The organism is Streptomyces pactum (assembly GCF_016031615.1).
GTDB classification, from domain to species: Bacteria; Actinomycetota; Actinomycetes; order Streptomycetales; family Streptomycetaceae; genus Streptomyces; species Streptomyces pactus.
Window position 1 is genome coordinate 7,240,518 of sequence record NZ_JACYXC010000001.1, and the last position, 18,240, is coordinate 7,258,757.

Consider the following 18,240-nt stretch of genomic DNA (forward strand, 5'->3'; position numbering starts at 1 on the left):
GCTGCACGACCTGCTCTTCCCTCCGGAGGCCGAGGCCAACGCCCCGTCGCTGTGGGACCTGTGGGAGCGGCTGGAGAGCACCGCGCTCGCCGGCGGACCGTCCGACCAGGACCGCGCCTGGCTGGCCGAACGGCTCCGCGGGCTGCTCGCCAAGCTCGGCCCGGTGCCCGCCGGCCCACCCGGTGCGAGCGGTGCCACGGCCGGCGACGAGGAGATCGCCGCCGCCTCCGACGACGAGATGTTCGCCCTCATCGACAAGGAACTCAGGGCTCTCCTGACCAGCCGGTCCGCCCGCCTTCGCCCGCCACCCCCCTCCGCCCCCATCACGTCAGCCCCACCCCTTCGCGCCGGGAGCCCGAGCCCCATGACCTCGAACGAAGCCAAGCTCCGCGATTACCTCAAGCTGGTCACCACCGACCTGCGGCAGACGAAAGCGCGCCTGCAGTCCATCGAGGACCGGCACCACGAGCCGATCGCCATCGTGGGCATGTCCTGCCGCTTCGCCGGCGGCATCGGCTCCGCCGAGGAGCTGTGGGAGCTGGTCGCCGGCGGCCGGGACGCCGTCCGGCCACTGCCCACCGACCGGGGATGGGACCTGGAGGCGCTGTACGACCCGGCGATGGACGGCCCCGGCACCAGCTACGTGCGGGCCGGCGGATTCCTCTCCGGGGCGGGCGAGTTCGACGCCGAGTTCTTCGGCATCTCGCCGCGCGAGGCGCTGGCCATGGACCCCCAGCAGCGGCTGCTGCTGGAGACCTCCTGGGAGGCCGTCGAGCGGGCCGGGATCAACCCCGCCTCGCTGCGCGGCACCGACGCCGGGGTGTTCGTCGGCGGACTCCCGCAGGACTACGCGCCCCGCGTCGGCGACCCGGCCACCGAGGACGTCGAGGGCTACCTCATGGTCGGCACCACCACCAGCGTGATGTCCGGCCGCATCGCCTACACCCTCGGGCTCAACGGCCCCGCCCTGTCGGTGGACACCGCCTGCTCCTCGTCGCTGGTCGCCCTGCACCTGGCCGTGCGGTCGCTGCGCCGGGGCGAGTGCGCGATGGCCCTGGTGGGCGGCGTCACCGTGATGTCCAGCCCCAACTGGCTGGTTGACCTCAGCCGCCAGCGCGGCCTGGCGGCCGACGGCCGCAGCAAGGCGTTCGCCGAGGGCGCCGACGGCTTCTCCGCCGGCGAGGGCGTCGCCGTCCTGGTCGTGGAGCGCCTGTCCGACGCGCGCCGCAACGGACACACCGTCCTGGCCGTGGTGCGCGGCTCGGCGGTCAACCAGGACGGCGCCAGCAACGGCCTGACCGCCCCCAACGACCTCGCCCAGGAGCAGGTCATCCGCACCGCGCTGGCCGACGCCCGGCTCGGCGCCGCCGACGTGGACGCGGTCGAGGCGCACGGCACCGGCACCCGGCTCGGCGACCCCATCGAGGCGCACGCGCTGCTCGCCACCTACGGCCGGCGCCCGTCCGACGCCCCCCTCTGGCTCGGCTCGCTGAAGTCCAACATCGGCCACACCCAGGCGGCGGCCGGCCTCGCGGGCGTCATCAAGATGGTGATGTCGATGCGGAACGGGGTGCTGCCGAAGACCCTCCACGCCGACGAGCCGTCCTCGCACATCGACTGGTCGTCCGGCGCGGTGTCGCTGCTCACCGAGGCCCGGCCGTGGCCGGAGAAGGACGGGCCGTGGCGCGCCGGGGTCTCCTCGTTCGGGATCAGCGGCACCAACGCCCACGTGATCCTTGAGCAGGCGCCGGAGCCGGAGCCGGAGCAGGAGCCGGCGGAGGCGGCGGCCGGCCCGGCCGCGGACACCCGCCCGGCCGGCGCCGCCGCCGGCGTGGTGCCGTGGGTGGTGACCGCCCGGAGCGCCGCCGCGCTGCGCGCCCAGGCCGGCCGGCTGCGGGACCACCTCGCCGAGCGCCCCGGGCTCGACCCCCGGGACGTCGCCGGCTCGCTCACCACCACCCGCGCCGCGCTGGAGCACCGGGCGGTCGTCGTCGGCGCCGACCGGGAGACGCTGCTGGCCGGCCTCGACGCCGTCAGCGGCGGCGAGGCGTCGCCCGCCGTCGTCACCGGCACCGCCCTCAAGGGCACCCGTACGGTGTTCGTCTTCCCCGGCCAGGGCGCCCAGTGGACGGGCATGGCCCGCGAGCTGTGGGAGTCGGCCCCGGTGTTCGCCGCCTCCATGGAGCGGTGCGCCGCCGCCCTGGAACCGTTCACCGACTGGTCGCTGGGCGCGGTGGTGCGGGGCGAGGAGGGCGCCCCGGGCCTGGACCGGGTGGACGTGGTGCAGCCGGTCTCCTGGGCCGTGATGGTCTCCCTCGCCGAGCTGTGGCGCTCCTTCGGCGTGGAACCCGCCGCGGTGGCCGGCCACTCGCAGGGCGAGATCGCCGCCGCCACGGTGGCCGGCGCCCTCTCCCTGACCGACGCCGCCCGGGTGGTGGCGCTCCGGTCGCGGGTCATCGGCGCCCGGCTGGCCGGCCGGGGCGGCATGGTCTCACTGGCCCTGCCGCGCGCCGAGGCCGAGGCGCGGATCGCCGGGTACGCCGGGCGCCTGGCGGTCGCCGCGGTCAACGGCGCCTCCTCCACCGTCGTCGCCGGCGAGCCCGGCGCGCTGGACGAACTGGTCGCCGGCTGCGAGGCGGACGGCGTCCGCGCCCGCCGCGTCCCGGTGGACTACGCCTCGCACTCCCCGCAGGTGGAGTCCATCCGCGAGGAACTGCTGGAGGTCCTGGACGGCATCACCCCCCGCTCCTGCACGGTGCCCTTCTACTCCACGGTGGACCCCGGACCGATCGACACCGCCGGCCTGGACGCCGCGTACTGGGTCCGCAACCTGCGCGGCACCGTCGAGTTCGAGCAGGTCACCCGGCGGCTCCTGGACGACGGGCACGGCCTGTTCGTCGAGTGCAGCGCGCACCCGGTGCTCGCCCTGGCGATCGGCGAGACCGCCGACGCCGCCGGCGCCCCGGCCGCCACGGTCGGCTCGCTCCGCCGCGACGAGGGCGGCTACGACCGGTTCCTGACCTCGGTCGGCGAGGCGTACGCGGTCGGCGCCCCGGTGGCCTGGGACCGGCTGTTCGCCGGCACGGCCCGGGTGGACCTGCCCACATACGCCTTCCAGCGCCGCCACTACTGGCTGACCCCGACCGCCGGCCGCGGCGACGCCGCCGCCGTCGGCCTCGGCCCGGCCGGGCACCCGCTGCTCGGCGCCGCCGTCACCCTCGCCGGCGGCGGCGAGGTGCTGCTCACCGGCCGCATCGGCCTGCACACCCACCCCTGGCTCGCCGACCACGCGGTCTCCGGCACCGTGCTGCTGCCCGGCACCGCCTTCGTGGAACTCGCCCTGCGGGCCGGCGAGGAGGCCGGCTGCGGCCGGCTGGAGGACCTCACCCTGCAGGCCCCGCTGACCCTGCCCGGCCACGGCGGCGTGCAGATACAGGTGCGGGTCGGCGAGGAGGACGGCGACGGGCGGCGCCCGGTGAGCATCCACGCCAGGCCGGAACCCGCCGCCGGCGGACCCGCGGCCGACGACGACGGCACCCCGGACGGCGGATGGGTCCGCCACGCCTCCGGCACCCTGGCCCCCGCCGCGCCCGCCGCCCCCGGCGCCGACCTGACGGTGTGGCCGCCCGCCGGAGCCGAACCGGTCGCCCTGGACGACCTCTACGGCCGGCTGGCCGGCACCGGCTACGAGTACGGCCCGGCCTTCCAGGGCCTGCGGGCCGCCTGGCGGCGCGGCGCCGACCTGTTCGCCGAGGTCGAGCTGGAATCGGCCGACGGCGCCGGCCGGTTCGGACTGCACCCGGCCCTCCTCGACGCGGCCGTGCACCCGGCGCTGCTCGACTCCCTCGACGCCCCCGACCGGCCGGTCCGGCTGCCCTTCGCCTGGAGCGGCGTCACCCGGCACGCCACCGGGGCCGCCGCCGCCCGGGTACGGATGACCACCACCGGCCCCGGCACGGTCGCACTGGACCTCGCCGACCTCACCGGTGCCCCGGTCGCCACCGTCGAATCCCTCACCCTGCGCCCGGTACCGGCCGGGGTGCCTGCCGCCGCGCCCGCCGCGCGGGCCGACGCGCTGTACCGGGTGTCCTGGGTGCCGCTGCCCGACCCGGGGGCGGCCGCGGCGGCGGACCCGCGGCCCCTGGTGCTGCCGGCCGCGGACGCCGACGCCCTGGCCGCCGTCACCGGCACCCCGGACGCCGTGGTGGCCCCGCTGCCGGCCGGCGCGGACCTGCGCGCCGCGCTCGGCCGGGCCCTCGCCCTGGTCCAGGCGTGGCTGGCCGACGAGCGGTTCACCGACTCCCGGCTGGTGCTGGTCACCCGCACCCACGACGCCGCCCACGCCGCCGTGGCGGGCCTGGTCCGCTCGGCCCGGACGGAGAACCCGGGCCGCTTCGTGCTGGTGGAGACCGACAGCCCCGAGGGCCCGGACGCCGCCCGGCTGGCCGCCGCGCTCGCCACCGGGGAACCCCACCTGGCCTGGCGGGACGGGGCCTGGTCGGTCCCCCGGCTGGCCCGCGCCGACCTCACCCCCGAGGCCGGCCGGCGGCCCCTCGACCCGGACGGCACCGTCCTGATCACCGGGGGCACCGGCACCCTGGGCGCCCTCTTCGCCCGCCACCTGGTCACCGCGCACGGCGTCCGCCGGCTGCTGCTCACCAGCCGCCGCGGCCCGGACGCGCCGGGCGCCGCGGAGCTCGTCGCCGAACTGGCCGGGCTGGGCGCCACCGCCACCGTCGTCGCCTGCGACGCCGCGGACCGCGACGCGCTCGCCGCCACCCTCGCGGACATCCCCGCCGCACACCCGCTCACCGCCGTGCTGCACGCGGCCGGGACGCTCGACGACGGCATCGTCCCCACCCTCACCGGCGAGCGGCTGGAGACGGTGCTGCGGCCCAAGACCGACGCGGCCGACCACCTGCACGAACTGACCCGCCACCTGGACCTGGCCGCCTTCGTGCTGTTCTCCTCGGTCGCCGGGGTGCTCGGCACCGCCGGCCAGGCCAACTACGCCGCCGCCAACGCCTACCTGGACGCCCTCGCCGCCCGCCGCCGGGCGGCCGGGCTGCCCGCGCTCTCCCTCGCCTGGGGCTACTGGGCCGAGGCCAGCGGCATGACCGGCCACCTGGACGGCGGCGATGTGCGCCGGCTGGCCCGTACCGGCGTCGCCGCCATGTCCTCGGAGGCCGGCCTGGCGCTCTTCGACGCCGCCCTCACCGGCGCCACCGACCAGGCCGCGCTGGTCCCGGTCCGGCTGGACCCGCGCGCCCTCACCGCCGCCGCTGGCGAGGACGGCGTACCGCACCTGCTGCGCGGCCTGGTCCGCACCCCGCGGCGCCGGGCCGCCCGCGCCACCACCGCCGGGACCCCGGCCGCCGGCGGCTCCGGCCTCGCCGGACGCCTGGCCGGGCTCTCCGAGGCCGACGCGCTGCGGCTCCTCACCGACCTGGTGCGCGAACACGCCGGCGCCGTCCTCGGCCACGGCTCCGGCGGCGCGATCAGCGCCGCCCGATCCTTCCGCGAGCACGGCTTCGACTCGCTGGCCGCCGTCGAGCTGCGCAACCGGCTCACCACCGCCACCGGCGTCAAGCTCCCGGCCACCGTCGTCTTCGACCACCCCTCCGCCGCCGACCTCGCCCGCCACCTGCACGGCAAGCTGGTCGCCCGGCGCTCCGCCGCGGCCGCCGCCCCGGTCGCCCGGGCCGCCGCCTCCGACGAGCCGATCGCCATCGTCGGCATGGCCTGCCGCTTCCCCGGTGACGTCCGCGGCCCCGAGGACCTGTGGCGCCTGGTCACCGAGGGCGCCGACGCCATCTCCGCCTTCCCCGCCGACCGCGGCTGGGACCTGGCGAACCTGGTGGACGCCGAGGGACGACGCGCCGGCACCTCCTACGTCGGCGAGGGCGGCTTCCTCTACGACGCGGCCGACTTCGACGCCGGCTTCTTCGGCATCTCGCCGCGTGAGGCCCTGGCCATGGACCCCCAGCAGCGACTGCTGCTGGAGACCTCCTGGGAGGTCTTCGAACGCGCCGGGATCGACCCGGCCACCCTGCGCGGCAGCAGCACCGGCGTCTTCGCGGGCGTCATGTACCACGACTACGCCACCCGCGTCAGCCACTACCCCGAGGGCGTCGAGGGCTACCTGACCATCGGCAACGCGGGCAGTGTGGTCTCCGGCCGGCTCGCCTACACCTACGGCCTGGAGGGCCCGGCGGTCACCGTGGACACCGCCTGCTCCTCCTCGCTGGTCGCCCTGCACCTGGCGGTGGAGTCGCTGCGCCGCGGGGAGTGCTCGCTGGCGCTCGCCGGCGGCGTCACGGTGCTCTCCACGCCGAGCGTGTTCACCGAGTTCAGCCGCCAGCAGGGCCTGGCCGCCGACGGCCGCTGCAAGTCCTTCGCCGCGGCGGCCGACGGAACCGGCTGGTCCGAGGGCGTCGGTCTGCTGCTGGTGGAGCGGCTGTCCGACGCGCGCCGCAACGGCCACCGGGTGCTGGCGGTGGTGCGCGGCTCGGCGGTGAACCAGGACGGGGCCAGCAACGGCCTGACCGCCCCCAACGGCCCCTCCCAGGAGCGGGTGATCCGGCAGGCCCTGGCCAACGCCGGTCTGTCGGCGGCCGAGGTGGACGCGGTGGAGGCGCACGGCACCGGCACCACCCTGGGCGACCCGATCGAGGCCCAGGCCCTGCTGGCCACCTACGGGCAGGACCGCGGCGGCGACCCGCTGTGGCTGGGCTCCATCAAGTCCAACATGGGACACGCGCAGGCGGCGGCCGGCGTGGGCGGGGTCATCAAGATGGTGATGGCGCTGCGGGCGGGGGTGCTGCCGAGGACGCTGCACGTGGACGAGCCGTCGCCGCACATCGACTGGTCCTCGGGTGCGGTGGAGTTGCTGACCGAGGCCCGTGACTGGCCGGAAACCGGCCGCCCGCGTCGCGCCGCGGTGTCGTCGTTCGGCGTCAGCGGCACCAACGCGCACGTGGTCCTGGAACAGGTGCCGACCCCCGCCGCCGAACCCACCGGAACTCCCGCCGGGGACGGACCGGCCCCCGCCCCGCGCCCGCTGCCCTGGCTGCTCTCGGCGCGGAGCGAGAGGGCGCTGCGCGCCCAGGCGGCGCGCCTCCGGCAGTTCGCCGAGGCGGACCCGGGCCTCGACCCCGCCGACATCGGCTGGTCGCTCGCCACCACCCGCTGGGGCCTGGAGCACCGCGCCGCCGTCATCGGTGACAGCCGCGACGCGCTGCTGAGCGGCCTGGCCGCCCTGGAGCGGGACACCACCGGCACCACCGGACCCGGCAGCGCCACCCTGATACGCGGCCGGGCGGCCGAGGAGCCGCCGCACACCGTGTTCGTGTTCCCGGGGCAGGGGGCGCAGTGGGTGGGGATGGCGCGGGAGTTGATGGAGGCCGCGCCGGTGTTCGCGGAGTCGATGGAGCGGTGCGGGCGGGCGCTGGCGCCGTTCGTCGACTGGGACTTCGCCGCGGAGTTGGCGGGTTCGTTGGTGCGGGTGGATGTGGTGCAGCCGCTGTCGTGGGCGGTGATGGTGTCGCTGGCGGAGTTGTGGCGTTCGTACGGTGTGGAGCCGGCGGCGGTGGTGGGGCATTCGCAGGGGGAGATCGCGGCGGCGGTGGTGGCCGGTGCGCTGTCGTTGGAGGACGGGGCGCGGGTGGTGGCGTTGCGGTCGAGGGTGATCGGTGAGCGGCTGGCCGGCCGTGGCGGGATGGTGTCGCTGGGCCTGTCCCGTGCGGAGACCCTGCGGCGCATAGAGCCGTTCGGGGGGCGGGTGTCGGTGGCGGCGGTCAACGGAGCCTCCTCCACCGTCGTCGCGGGCGAACCCGCAGCCCTGGACGAGCTGGTGGCCGCCTGTGAGGCGGAGGAGATCCGGGCGCGGCGTATTCCGGTGGACTACGCCTCGCACTCCCCGCAGGTGGAGTCCATCCGTGAGGAGTTGCTGAAGGTTCTGGACGGGGATCAGTCCGTCGGCCTCCCGGGTGCCGTTCTACTCCACCGTGGACGCGGAGCCGATCGACACCACCGAGCTCGACGCCGCCTATTGGGTCCGCAACCTGCGGCAGGAGGTGCGGTTCGAGGCGGCGGTGGAGCGGTTGCTGGCGGACGGTTTCGGGTTGTTCGTGGAGTGCAGCGCCCACCCGGTGCTGACCATGGCGATCGGCGAGACCGCGGAGAGCACCGGCACCGGGATCACCGCCGTCGGCTCGCTCCGCCGCGACGACGGCGGCCCGGACCGCTTCCTCGCCTCGCTCGCCGAGGCCCAGGTCAACGGCGCCCGGATCGACTGGACGGCGGCCTTCCCCGGCGCCCGCACCGTCGAACTGCCCACCTACGCCTTCCAGCGCGAGCGCTACTGGCTGGAGGAGGCCGGCACCGCCCCGGACCCGTCCGGGACACCCCCACGACGAGGTCGAGGCCCGGTTCTGGGAGGCGGTGGAGCGCGAGGACCTGACGGAACTCGCCGCCACCCTCGGCGTGGACGGCGACCGGGAACAGCTGGGCGCGGTGCTGCCCGCCCTCTCCTCCTGGCGGCGGCAGCGGCGCGAGCGGTCGGTCATCGACTCCTGGCGCTACACCGTCGGGTGGAAGCCGGTCTCCGGCACCGCCGTACCCGTGCTGACCGGCCCGTGGCTGCTGGTGGTCCCGGCCGCCGACACCGGCACCGAACTGACCGTCTCCCTCACCCGGGTCCTGGGCGAACGCGGCGCCCGGGTGGTGCCGCTGACCGTCGGGGCCGCCGACACCGACCGGACCCGGCTCACCGAACGGCTGCGCACCGCGCTCGCCGATCACCCCGCCCCGGGCGGCGTGCTCTCCCTGTGGGGACTGGACGAGACGCCGCACGGCACCCGCGCCGTCCTGCCGACCGGGGTGGCGGGCACCCTCGCCCTGCTCCAGGCACTCGGCGAGCTGGAGGTGACCGCGCCGCTGTGGAGCGTCACCCGCGGAGCGTGTCCACCGGCCCCGCCGACCCGCCCGCCGGCCTGGCACAATCCCAGATCTGGGGCCTGGGCCGGGTCGCGGCCCTGGAGCACCCGCAGCGCTGGGGCGGCCTGATCGACCTGCCGGACACGGCGGACGGGGTCAGTGCCGTAGACGAGCGGGTGCTGCGGCGCCTGTGCGGCGTCCTGTCCGACCCGCGCGGCGAGGACCAGCTCGCCCTGCGTACCACCGGCACCCTCGCCCGGCGCATGGTGCGCGCGCCGCTCGGCGACGCCCGGCCGGCCCGCGACTGGCGCCCGGACGGCGGCACCGTACTCATCACCGGCGGCACCGGCGCGCTGGGCGCCTGCTTCGCGCGCTGGCTGGCCCGTAACGGGGCCAAGGAACTGGTCCTCACCAGCCGCCGCGGCCGCCGGGCACCCGGCGCCGCGGAGCTGGAGGCCGAGCTCGCCGCACTCGGCGCGCACGCCACCGTCGTCGGCTGCGACATCGCCGACCGGGACGCGGTCGCCGCGCTCATCGAGCGGCTGAAGTCCGAGGGGCGACCGGTCCGTTCGGTGATGCACGCCGCCGTCGTCGCCGACCTCGCCCCGCTCGCCACTGCCGGCCCCGAGCACTTCGAGAACGTGTACGCGGCCAAGGTCGGCGGCGCCATGCACCTGCACGACCTGCTCGCCGGCGAGGAACTGGACGCCTTCGTCCTCTTCTCCTCCATCGCCGGCTTCTGGGGCAGCGGCGACCACGCCGCGTACGCCGCCGCCAACGCCCACCAGGACGCGCTCGCCGAGCAGCGGCGCGCCCAGGGGCTGCCCGCCACCTCCATCGCCTGGGGCATCTGGGACGCCTTCCACGACTGGGACGAGCACGCCGCCGAACAGCGCAAGGAACTCAGCGAACGCGTCGGTGCCCAGGGCCTGCCGATGCTGGAGCCGGAGACGGCCTGCGACGCGCTGCGCCAGGCACTGGACCACGAGGAGACCTTCGTGGCCGTCGCCGACATCGACTGGGACCGCTTCACCACCGTCTTCACCTCCTACCGGCCCAGCACCCTGCTCGACGAGATACCCGAGGCCCGGAGCCTGCTGGACGCCGCGGCGGCCGAGAACCCGGACGGCCGGGACACCTCGGCGCTGCGCCGCAAGCTGGCCGAGCTGGACGAGGAGGAGCGGGTCACCGAACTCGCCGAGGTGGTCAAGGCTCAGGCCGCCGCCGTCCTCGGGCACGGGTCCGGGGCCCGGATCGACGCCGGGCGCGCCTTCCGCGACCTCGGCTTCGACTCGCTCACCGCCGTGGACCTGCGCAACCGCCTCAACACCGCGACCGGCCTGAAGCTGACCGCCACGGTCATCTTCGACCACCCCACCCCCACCGACCTCGCCCGCCACCTGGCCGGCCGGCTCTTCCCCCGGCGGGCCGGCGCGCGGCACCGGCGACCCGGCCACCGCCGCCGCCCCGCGCCCCCGTGCCGGGCGTGGTGGCCGACCGGGACGACCCCGTCGTCATCGTCTCCATGGCCTGCCGCTACCCCCGGCGGGGTCGGCAGCCCCGAGGAGCTGTGGCGGCTGGTCCTGGGCGAGGTGGACGCCATCTCGACGTTCCCCCACCGACCGGGGCTGGGACCTCGCCGGGCTCTACGACCCCGATCCGGAACGGGAGGGCACCGTCTACTCCCGGGAAGGCGGCTTCCTGCACACCGCGGGCGAGTTCGACGCCGCGTTCTTCGGCATCTCGCCGCGCGAGGCGCTGGCGATGGACCCGCAGCAGCGGCTGATGCTGGAGACCGCGTGGGAGGCGCTGGAGCGGGCCGGCATCGACCCGCACACCCTCAAGGGCAGCATGACCGGCACCTTCGTCGGCGCCAACCCGTCCGACTACCGCGCCGGAGTGGGCCGGGTGCCCGACGGCTACGAGGGCCACCTGCTCACCGGCGGCCACAACAGCGTCGTCTCCGGCCGCATCGCCTACACCTTCGGCCTGGAGGGCCCGGCGGTCACCGTGGACACCGCCTGCTCCTCCTCCCTCGTCGCCCTCCACCTGGCGGCCGCCGCGGTCCGCAACGGCGAGTGCTCCATGGCGCTGGCCGGCGGCGTCACCGTGATGTCCACCCCCGCAGCCGCTGATCGGCTTCAGCCGCCAGCGCGGCCTCAACCGCGACGGCCGCTGCCGCGTCTTCGCCGCCGACGCCGCCGGCATCGGCATGGCGGAGGGCGCGGGCATGGTCCTGGTCGAGCGGCTGTCGGACGCGCGCCGCAACGGCCACCCGGTGCTCGCCGTCATCCGCGGCTCCGCGGTCAACCAGGACGGCGCCAGCAACGGCCTCAGCGCGCCCAACGGCCCCTCCCAGGAACGGGTCATCCGGCAGGCGCTGGCCAACGCGGGCCTGACCGCGGCCGACGTGGACGCCGTCGAGGGCGCACGGCACCGGCACCACGCTGGGCGACCCCATCGAGGCGCAGGCACTGCTCGCCACCTACGGGCAGGAGCGCGGCGGTGACGAGCCGCTGTGGCTGGGCTCGTTCAAGTCCAACATCGGCCACACCCAGGCCGCCGCCGGCATCGCCGGCGTCATCAAGACGGTCCTCGCCCTCGGCGCCGGCGTGCTCCCAAGACGCTGCACGCCGAGGCCGACCCCCGAGGTGGACTGGGACTCCGGCGCCGTACGGCTGCTGACCGAGGCGCGCCCGTGGCCGGAGACCGGCGCACCGCGCCGGGCCGCGGTCTCCGCGTTCGGCATCAGCGGCACCAACGCGCACCTCATCCTGGAGCAGCCCGCCACCGCGCCGGACACGGCGGACGGTGACCCGGCCGGACCGGACCGGGAAACCACCGGACCCGCCGGCGGCTCCCTGGGCGGACTCGTCCCCTGGGTGGTCTCGGCCCGCGGCCCGAGGCACTGCGCGGACAGGCCGAACGGCTGCGGGAGTTCGCCCAGGCGCACCCCGAGGCCACCGACACCGAGATCGCCGTCTCACTGGGTGCGCACCCGGGCGGGGTTGGAGCGGCGTGCGGTGGTGCTGGGTGCGGATCGTGGTGAGTTGCTGGCGGGGTTGGAGGCGTTGGCCGGTGGGGTGTCCTCGCCGGGTGTGGTGACGGGTCAGGTGGTGTCGGGGCGTCGGGCGTTGGTGTTCGGTGGTCAGGGAGTCAGCGGTTGGGGGATGGGGCGGGGGTTGTATGAGGCGTATCCGGTGTTCGCGGGGGGTGTGGGATGAGGTGATGGCGGAGTTCTCGGCGGGGTCGGGGGTTTCGCCGGTGGGTGTGGTGTGGGGTGGAGACGCGGGGGTGTTGGAGCGGACGGAGTTCGCGCAGCCGGCGTTGTTCGCGTTCCAGGTGGCGTTGTTCCGGCTGGTGGAGTCGTGGGGTGTGCGGCCGGATGTGGTGGCGGGTCATTCGGTGGGGGAGATCGCTGCGGCGCATGTGGCGGGGGTGTTGTCGCTTGCGGATGCGTGTCGTCTGGTGGCGGCGCGTGGGCGGTTGATGCAGGGCTGCCGGCGGGTGGGGGCGATGGTGGCGATCGCGGCGCCGGAGGCGGAGGTGGCCGAGGCGCTGCTCGATGGGGTGGTGATCGCGGCGGTGAACGGTCCGTCGGCGGTGGTGGTCTCCGGGGTGGAGGAGGCGGTCCTTGAGGTGGGGGGAGGTGTTTGCCGGGCGGGGTGTCGGACGCGGCGGTTGCGGGTGTCGCATGCGTTCCATTCGCCGTTGATGGAGCCGGTGGTGGAGGAGTTCCGGGGTGTGGTGTCGGGGTTGTCGTTCGGGTCGGCGTCGGTGGGTGTGGTGACGTCGGGTGGTGGTGTGGGGGTGATTGGGCTGATCCGGAGTACTGGGTGCGGCATGTGTGTGAGCCGGTGCGGTTCTTGGACGCGGTGCGGGCTCTGGAGGCGGAGGGGGTGGGGTTCTTCCTGGAGATCGGGGCGGACGGCACGCTGACGGCGCTGGCTCAGGAGTGTCTGGCCGATGTGGGTGGGGCGGTGTTGGTGCCGGTGGTGCGCAAGGACCGGCCGGAGGCCCGTACCGCCGTCGAAGCCCTCGCCCGGCTGCACGCGCACGGCGTGACCGTGCCCTGGGCCGAACTGCTGCCGCCCGCCCGCACCGTGCAGCTGCCGACCTACGCCTTCCAGCGCGAGCACTACTGGCTGCGCTCCGCCGGAGGCCACGGCGACCTGGCGTCCGCCGGCCTCGGCTCGGCGGACCACCCGCTGCTCGGCGCCGCCGTCACCCTCGCCGACGGCCACGGGCTGGTGCTCACCGGCAGCCTCTCCACCACCACCCACCCCTGGCTGGCCGACCACCAGGTCGGCGGCGCGGTCCTGCTGCCCGGCACCGCCTTCGTGGAGCTGGCCCTGCGGGCCGGCGAGGAGGCCGGCTGCGACCGGATCGAGGAACTCACCCTCCAGGCCCCGCTGCTGCTGCCCGCCTCGGCCGCGGTCCAGGTGCAGGTGGTGGTCGCCGAACCGGACGGAACGGGAGCCAGGGAGGTACGCGTCTACGGGCGCCCCGACGACGGCACCGGCCACGACGCGCCCTGGACCTGCCACGCGGTGGGCACCCTCGCCCCCGGCACGGCCGGCGCCGGCGAGACACCCGGCACGCCCGCACCGCTCGCCGCCTGGCCGCCGCCGGGCGCCGAACCGCTGGACGTGACCGGCTTCTACGACCGGCTCGCCGACGCCGGGTACGGCTACGGCCCCGCCTTCCAGGGGCTGCGGGCCGCCTGGCGGCGCGACGGCGAGGTGTACGCCGAGGTGGCGCTGCCGGACCCGGCCACGGACCGGTACGGTCTGCACCCGGCGCTGCTCGACGCCGCCCTGCACGGCGCGCTGCTCGGCCTGCTGGACGGCTCGGCCGACCAGGTACGCCTGCCGTTCTCCTGGAGCGGGGTGCGGCTGTACGCGTCCGGCGCGCACACCGTCCGGGCCCGGCTGGCCACCGTCGAGGGCGACACCCTCGCCCTCGACCTGGCCGACCCCGCCGGCGGCCCGGTCGCCTCGGTGGCCGCGCTCGCCACCCGGCCGGTCTCCGCCGCCCAGCTGAACGCGGCCCGTGGCGCTGCCGACTCGCTGCACCGGGTCGAGTGGACCCCGGCCGGCGCCGTACCGGCCGCCGCACCCGCCCCGCGGTGGGCGGTGGCCGGCCCCGACGACCTCGGCGTCGCGGACGCCCTGCGGGGGGCCGGGGCGGACCCGGCCACCTTCGCCGACCTCGCCGCGCTGCGCGCCGCCGCCGCGGACGGTGCCGCGGTCCCCGACACGGTCGTCATCAGCGTCGCCGGCACCACCCCGGCGGGGACCGGCGACCACCCGGCGGACGGCGGCGCCCCGGTCGCGGCAGCCGCCCACCGGGCCGCCGCCCGGCTCCTGGCCGGCGTCCGGGAATGGCTGGCCGACGACGGCCCGGCCCGCTCCCGGCTGGTCCTCGTCACCTCCGGAGCCGTCGCCACCGGACCCGGCGAGGACGTGCCCGACCTCGCCGCGGCACCCCTGTGGGGCCTGCTGCGCTCCGCGGAGACGGAGCACCCCGGCAGGTTCGCGCTGATCGACCTGGACGGCGAGGCCGCCTCCCGGGCGGCCCTGCCGGCCGCCGTCGGCCACGGCGAACCCCAGCTGGCCGTCCGCGCGGGCACCGTCCTGGTACCCCGGCTGGCCCGCGCCACGGTTACCCCGGCCACGCCGGACGGCACGGACGCAGCGGGGCGGACCGCCACGGCCCGCCGTATCGACCCGGACGGCACGGTGCTCGTCACCGGCGGCACCGGCACCCTCGGCGGCCTGGTCGCCGAACACCTGGTGACCGCGCACGGCGCCCGCCACCTGCTGCTGCTCAGCCGGCAGGGCCCGGCCGCGGACGGCGCGGCGGACCTCACCGCACGGCTGCGCGCCGCCGGCGCCGAGGTGTCCGTCGTCGCCTGCGACACCGCCGACCGGCAGGCCCTGGCCGAGGTGCTCCGCGGCATCCCCGCCTACCACCCGCTGACCGCGGTGATCCACACCGCCGGGGTGATCGACGACGGCGTCGTCACCTCGCTCGACGGGGGCCGGCTGGCCCGGGTGCTGCGCCCCAAGGTGGACGCGGCGGAGAACCTCCACCGGCTCACCGCCGGCACCGGCCTCGCCGCCTTCGTGCTCTTCTCCTCGGTCAGCGGCCTCCTCGGCGGCGCCGGCCAGGCGAACTACGCGGCCGCCAACACCTTCCTGGACGCCCTGGCCCACCACCGCCGCGCCACCGGCGAGCACGCCGTCTCGCTCGCCTGGGGCCTGTGGGAGCGGACCAGCGGCATGACCGGCGCCATGGGCCGCGGCGACCTGGCCCGCGGCGGCCGGGCGGGCATCACCGCGATGTCCACCGAGCACAGCCTGGCGCTGTTCGACGCGGCCCTCGCCGGGGACGAGGCACTGCTCGCCCCGGTCCGCCTCGACCTGGCGGGCCTGCGGGCGCGCGCCGCCACCGAACCGGTGCCACCGATGCTGCGCGGCCTGGTCCGCACCGCACGGCGCACCCGGCCCGGCACCGGGGGCACCGCACCCGGCGGCGCCACCGCCGAGCCCTGGTCCCGGCGGATCGCCCAGCTCCCCGCCGAGGAGCGCGAGCAGACCCTGCTGGACCTGGTCCGCGACCACGTGGCCACCGTGCTCGGACACGGCACACCGCACGCGGTGGACCCCGACACCGGCTTCCTGGAGCAGGGCCTGGACTCGCTGATGGCCGTGGAGCTGCGCAACCGGCTCACCGCCGAGCTCGACCTGCGGCTGCCCGCCACGCTCGTCTTCGACTACCCCAGCCCGCTCGCCCTCGCCCGGCACGCCCTGGCCGAACTGCTGCCGGACCCGGTCACCGCACCCGGACCCGACGGGCCCGAGCTGGACGAGGCGCGGATCCGGCACGCCTTCGCGGCCATCCCGCTGGAGAAGCTCACCGAACTCGGCGTCATGGACGACCTGCTGCGGCTCGCCGGACTCACCGGCCGGACCGCGGCCGTCCCGGACGCCGCCCCGCACCACCCGGCCGACGGCCCCGACGCCGCGCTCGACCGCATCGACGACATGGACGTGGAGGCCCTCCTCCGCAAGGCCCAGGAGAACGAACTGTGAACAAGGAAACGTCCACGGACCAGCTCGTCGGTGCGCTGCGCAGCTCGCTGAAGGAGATCGAGCGGCTGCGCCACGAGAAGGCGGAGGCCGCGGCGCGCGCCACCGAACCGATCGCCATCGTGGGCATGGCCTGCCGCTACCCCGGGGACGTCCGCGGCCCCGAGGACCTGTGGCAGCTGGTCGCCGACGGGCGGGACGCGGTCTCCCCGTTCCCCACCGACCGCGGCTGGGACCTGGACCGGCTCTTCGACCCGGACCCGGACGCCGCCGGCAAGAGCTACGTCGACCAGGGCGGCTTCCTGGAGGGCGCCGACCGCTTCGACGCCGCCTTCTTCGGCATCTCGCCGCGCGAGGCGCTCGCCATGGACCCCCAGCAGCGGGTCCTGCTGGAGACCGCGTGGGAGGCCGTCGAACGCGGCGGGATCGACCCGACCACCCTCAAGGGCAGTGCCACCGGCGTCTACGCCGGGATCATGTACCACGACTACGGTGCCGCCCTCGGCGACGTCCCCCGGGACGTCGAGGGGTTCGTCGGCATCGGCAACGCCGGCAGCGTGCTCTCCGGCCGGATCGCCTACACCCTCGGCCTGGAGGGCCCGGCCGTCACCCTGGACACCGCCTGCTCCTCGTCCCTGGTCGCCGTCCACCTGGCGGTCCAGTCGCTGCGCCGCGGGGAGTGCACGCTGGCCCTGGCCGGCGGGGTGACGGTGCTGGCCACGCCCGAGGTCTACGTCGAGTTCAGCCGGCAGCGCGGCCTGGCCCACGACGGCCGGTGCAAGTCCTTCGCCGCGGCCGCCGACGGCACCGGCTGGTCCGAGGGCTCGGGCATGCTGCTGCTGGAGCGGCTCTCCGACGCCCGCCGCAACGGGCGCCGCGTCCTGGGCGTCATCCGGGGCACCGCGGTCAACCAGGACGGCGCCTCCAGCGGGCTGACCGCCCCCAACGGCCCGGCCCAGCAGCGGGTCATCCGGCAGGCGCTGGCCGACGCCGGCCTGACCGCGGCCGAGGTGGACGCCGTCGAGGCGCACGGCACGGGCACCACCCTGGGCGACCCCATCGAGGCGCACGCCCTGCTCGCCACCTACGGCAGGGACCGGGCACCCGGCCGCCCGCTGTGGCTGGGCTCGCTCAAGTCGAACCTGGGCCACACCCAGGCCGCGGCCGGCGTCGGCGGCGTCATCAAGATGGTGATGGCGATGCGCGAGGGCGTGCTGCCCAGGACCCTCCACGTGGACGAGCCCACCCCCAAGGTGGACTGGTCGCCGGGCGGGGTGGAACTCCTCACCGAGGCCCGCCCGTGGACCCCTGCCGACGGCGCGCCGCGCCGCGCCGCGGTGTCCTCCTTCGGCGTCAGCGGCACCAATGTGCACGTCGTCATCGAGCAGGCCCCCCACCAGGACGCCGAGGCGGCGGGGGAGCCCACCGGGGAACCGGCCACCAGCGGCACCACCGCGACGCCCGCCGGCGCGCCCTCCCCGGTGACCCCCTGGGTGATCTCCGCCCGCAGCCCGGGGGCGCTGCGCGGCCAGGCCGCCCGGCTGCGGGACTTCGCCCGGACCCACCCCGACGTCACCGACACCGAGATCGCCGTCTCGCTGCTGACCACCCGCACCGCCTTCGACCACCGTGCGGTGGCCGTCGCCGCCGACCGCGACGGCCTGCTGGACGCGCTGGACGCGCTCGCCGACGGCACCGGGACCCCGGCCGCGGTGCAGGGCACCGTCCGGCCCGGCAGGCGCCCGGTGGCGCTGGTGTTCGGTGGTCAGGGGAGTCAGCGGTTGGGGATGGGGCGGGGGAGTTGTACGAGGCGTTTCCGGTGTTCGCGGGGGGTGTGGGATGAGGTGATGGGGGAGTTCTCGCGGGTTGCGGGGGGTTTCGCCGGTGGATGTGGTGTGGGGCGCGGATGCGGGGGTGTTGGAGCGGACGGAGTTCGCGCAGCCTGCGTTGTTCGGGTTGCAGGTGGCGTTGTTCCGGTTGGTGGAGTCGTGGGGTGTGCGGCCGGATGTGGTGGCGGGTCATTCGGTGGGGGAGATCGCGGCGGCGCATGTGGCGGGGGGTGTTGTCGCTTGCGGATGCGTGTCGTCTGGTGGCGGCGCGTGGGCGGTTGATGCAGGCGCCGCCCGCCGGTGGGGCGATGGTGGCGGTCGCCGCGCCGGAGGCGGAGGTGATCGAGGCGCTGGCGGGGGCGTGAGGGTGCGGTGATCGC

Annotated in this window: 2 protein-coding genes and 4 pseudogenes; all 6 read left to right on the forward strand. The window is 76.3% G+C overall.

Annotation, left to right across the window (positions count from 1 at the left end; translation table 11 throughout):
- Positions 1–364: 364 nt before the first annotated feature.
- Positions 365–8,461, forward strand: a complete 8,097-nt coding sequence (locus IHE55_RS28585; RefSeq protein ID WP_372442787.1) for an SDR family NAD(P)-dependent oxidoreductase — start codon at positions 365–367, stop codon at positions 8,459–8,461.
- Positions 8,443–8,499 (forward strand): annotated as a pseudogene (locus IHE55_RS33450) (hypothetical protein); the annotation flags it as partial. The gene IHE55_RS28585 and the pseudogene IHE55_RS33450, both read left to right, overlap by 19 nt.
- Positions 8,482–11,780: pseudogene (locus IHE55_RS33455) on the forward strand (beta-ketoacyl reductase); the annotation flags it as partial. The pseudogenes IHE55_RS33450 and IHE55_RS33455, both read left to right, overlap by 18 nt.
- A gap of 403 nt (positions 11,781–12,183) precedes the next feature.
- A pseudogene (locus IHE55_RS33460) lies at positions 12,184–12,876 on the forward strand (acyltransferase domain-containing protein); the annotation flags it as partial.
- Entirely contained in the window at positions 12,795–16,034 is a 3,240-nt protein-coding gene (locus tag IHE55_RS33465) for a type I polyketide synthase (protein WP_307826849.1), read from the forward strand. The pseudogene IHE55_RS33460 and the gene IHE55_RS33465, both read left to right, overlap by 82 nt.
- Positions 16,031–18,139: pseudogene (locus IHE55_RS33470) on the forward strand (type I polyketide synthase); the annotation flags it as partial. The gene IHE55_RS33465 and the pseudogene IHE55_RS33470, both read left to right, overlap by 4 nt.
- Between the last annotated feature and the right edge of the window lie 101 nt (positions 18,140–18,240).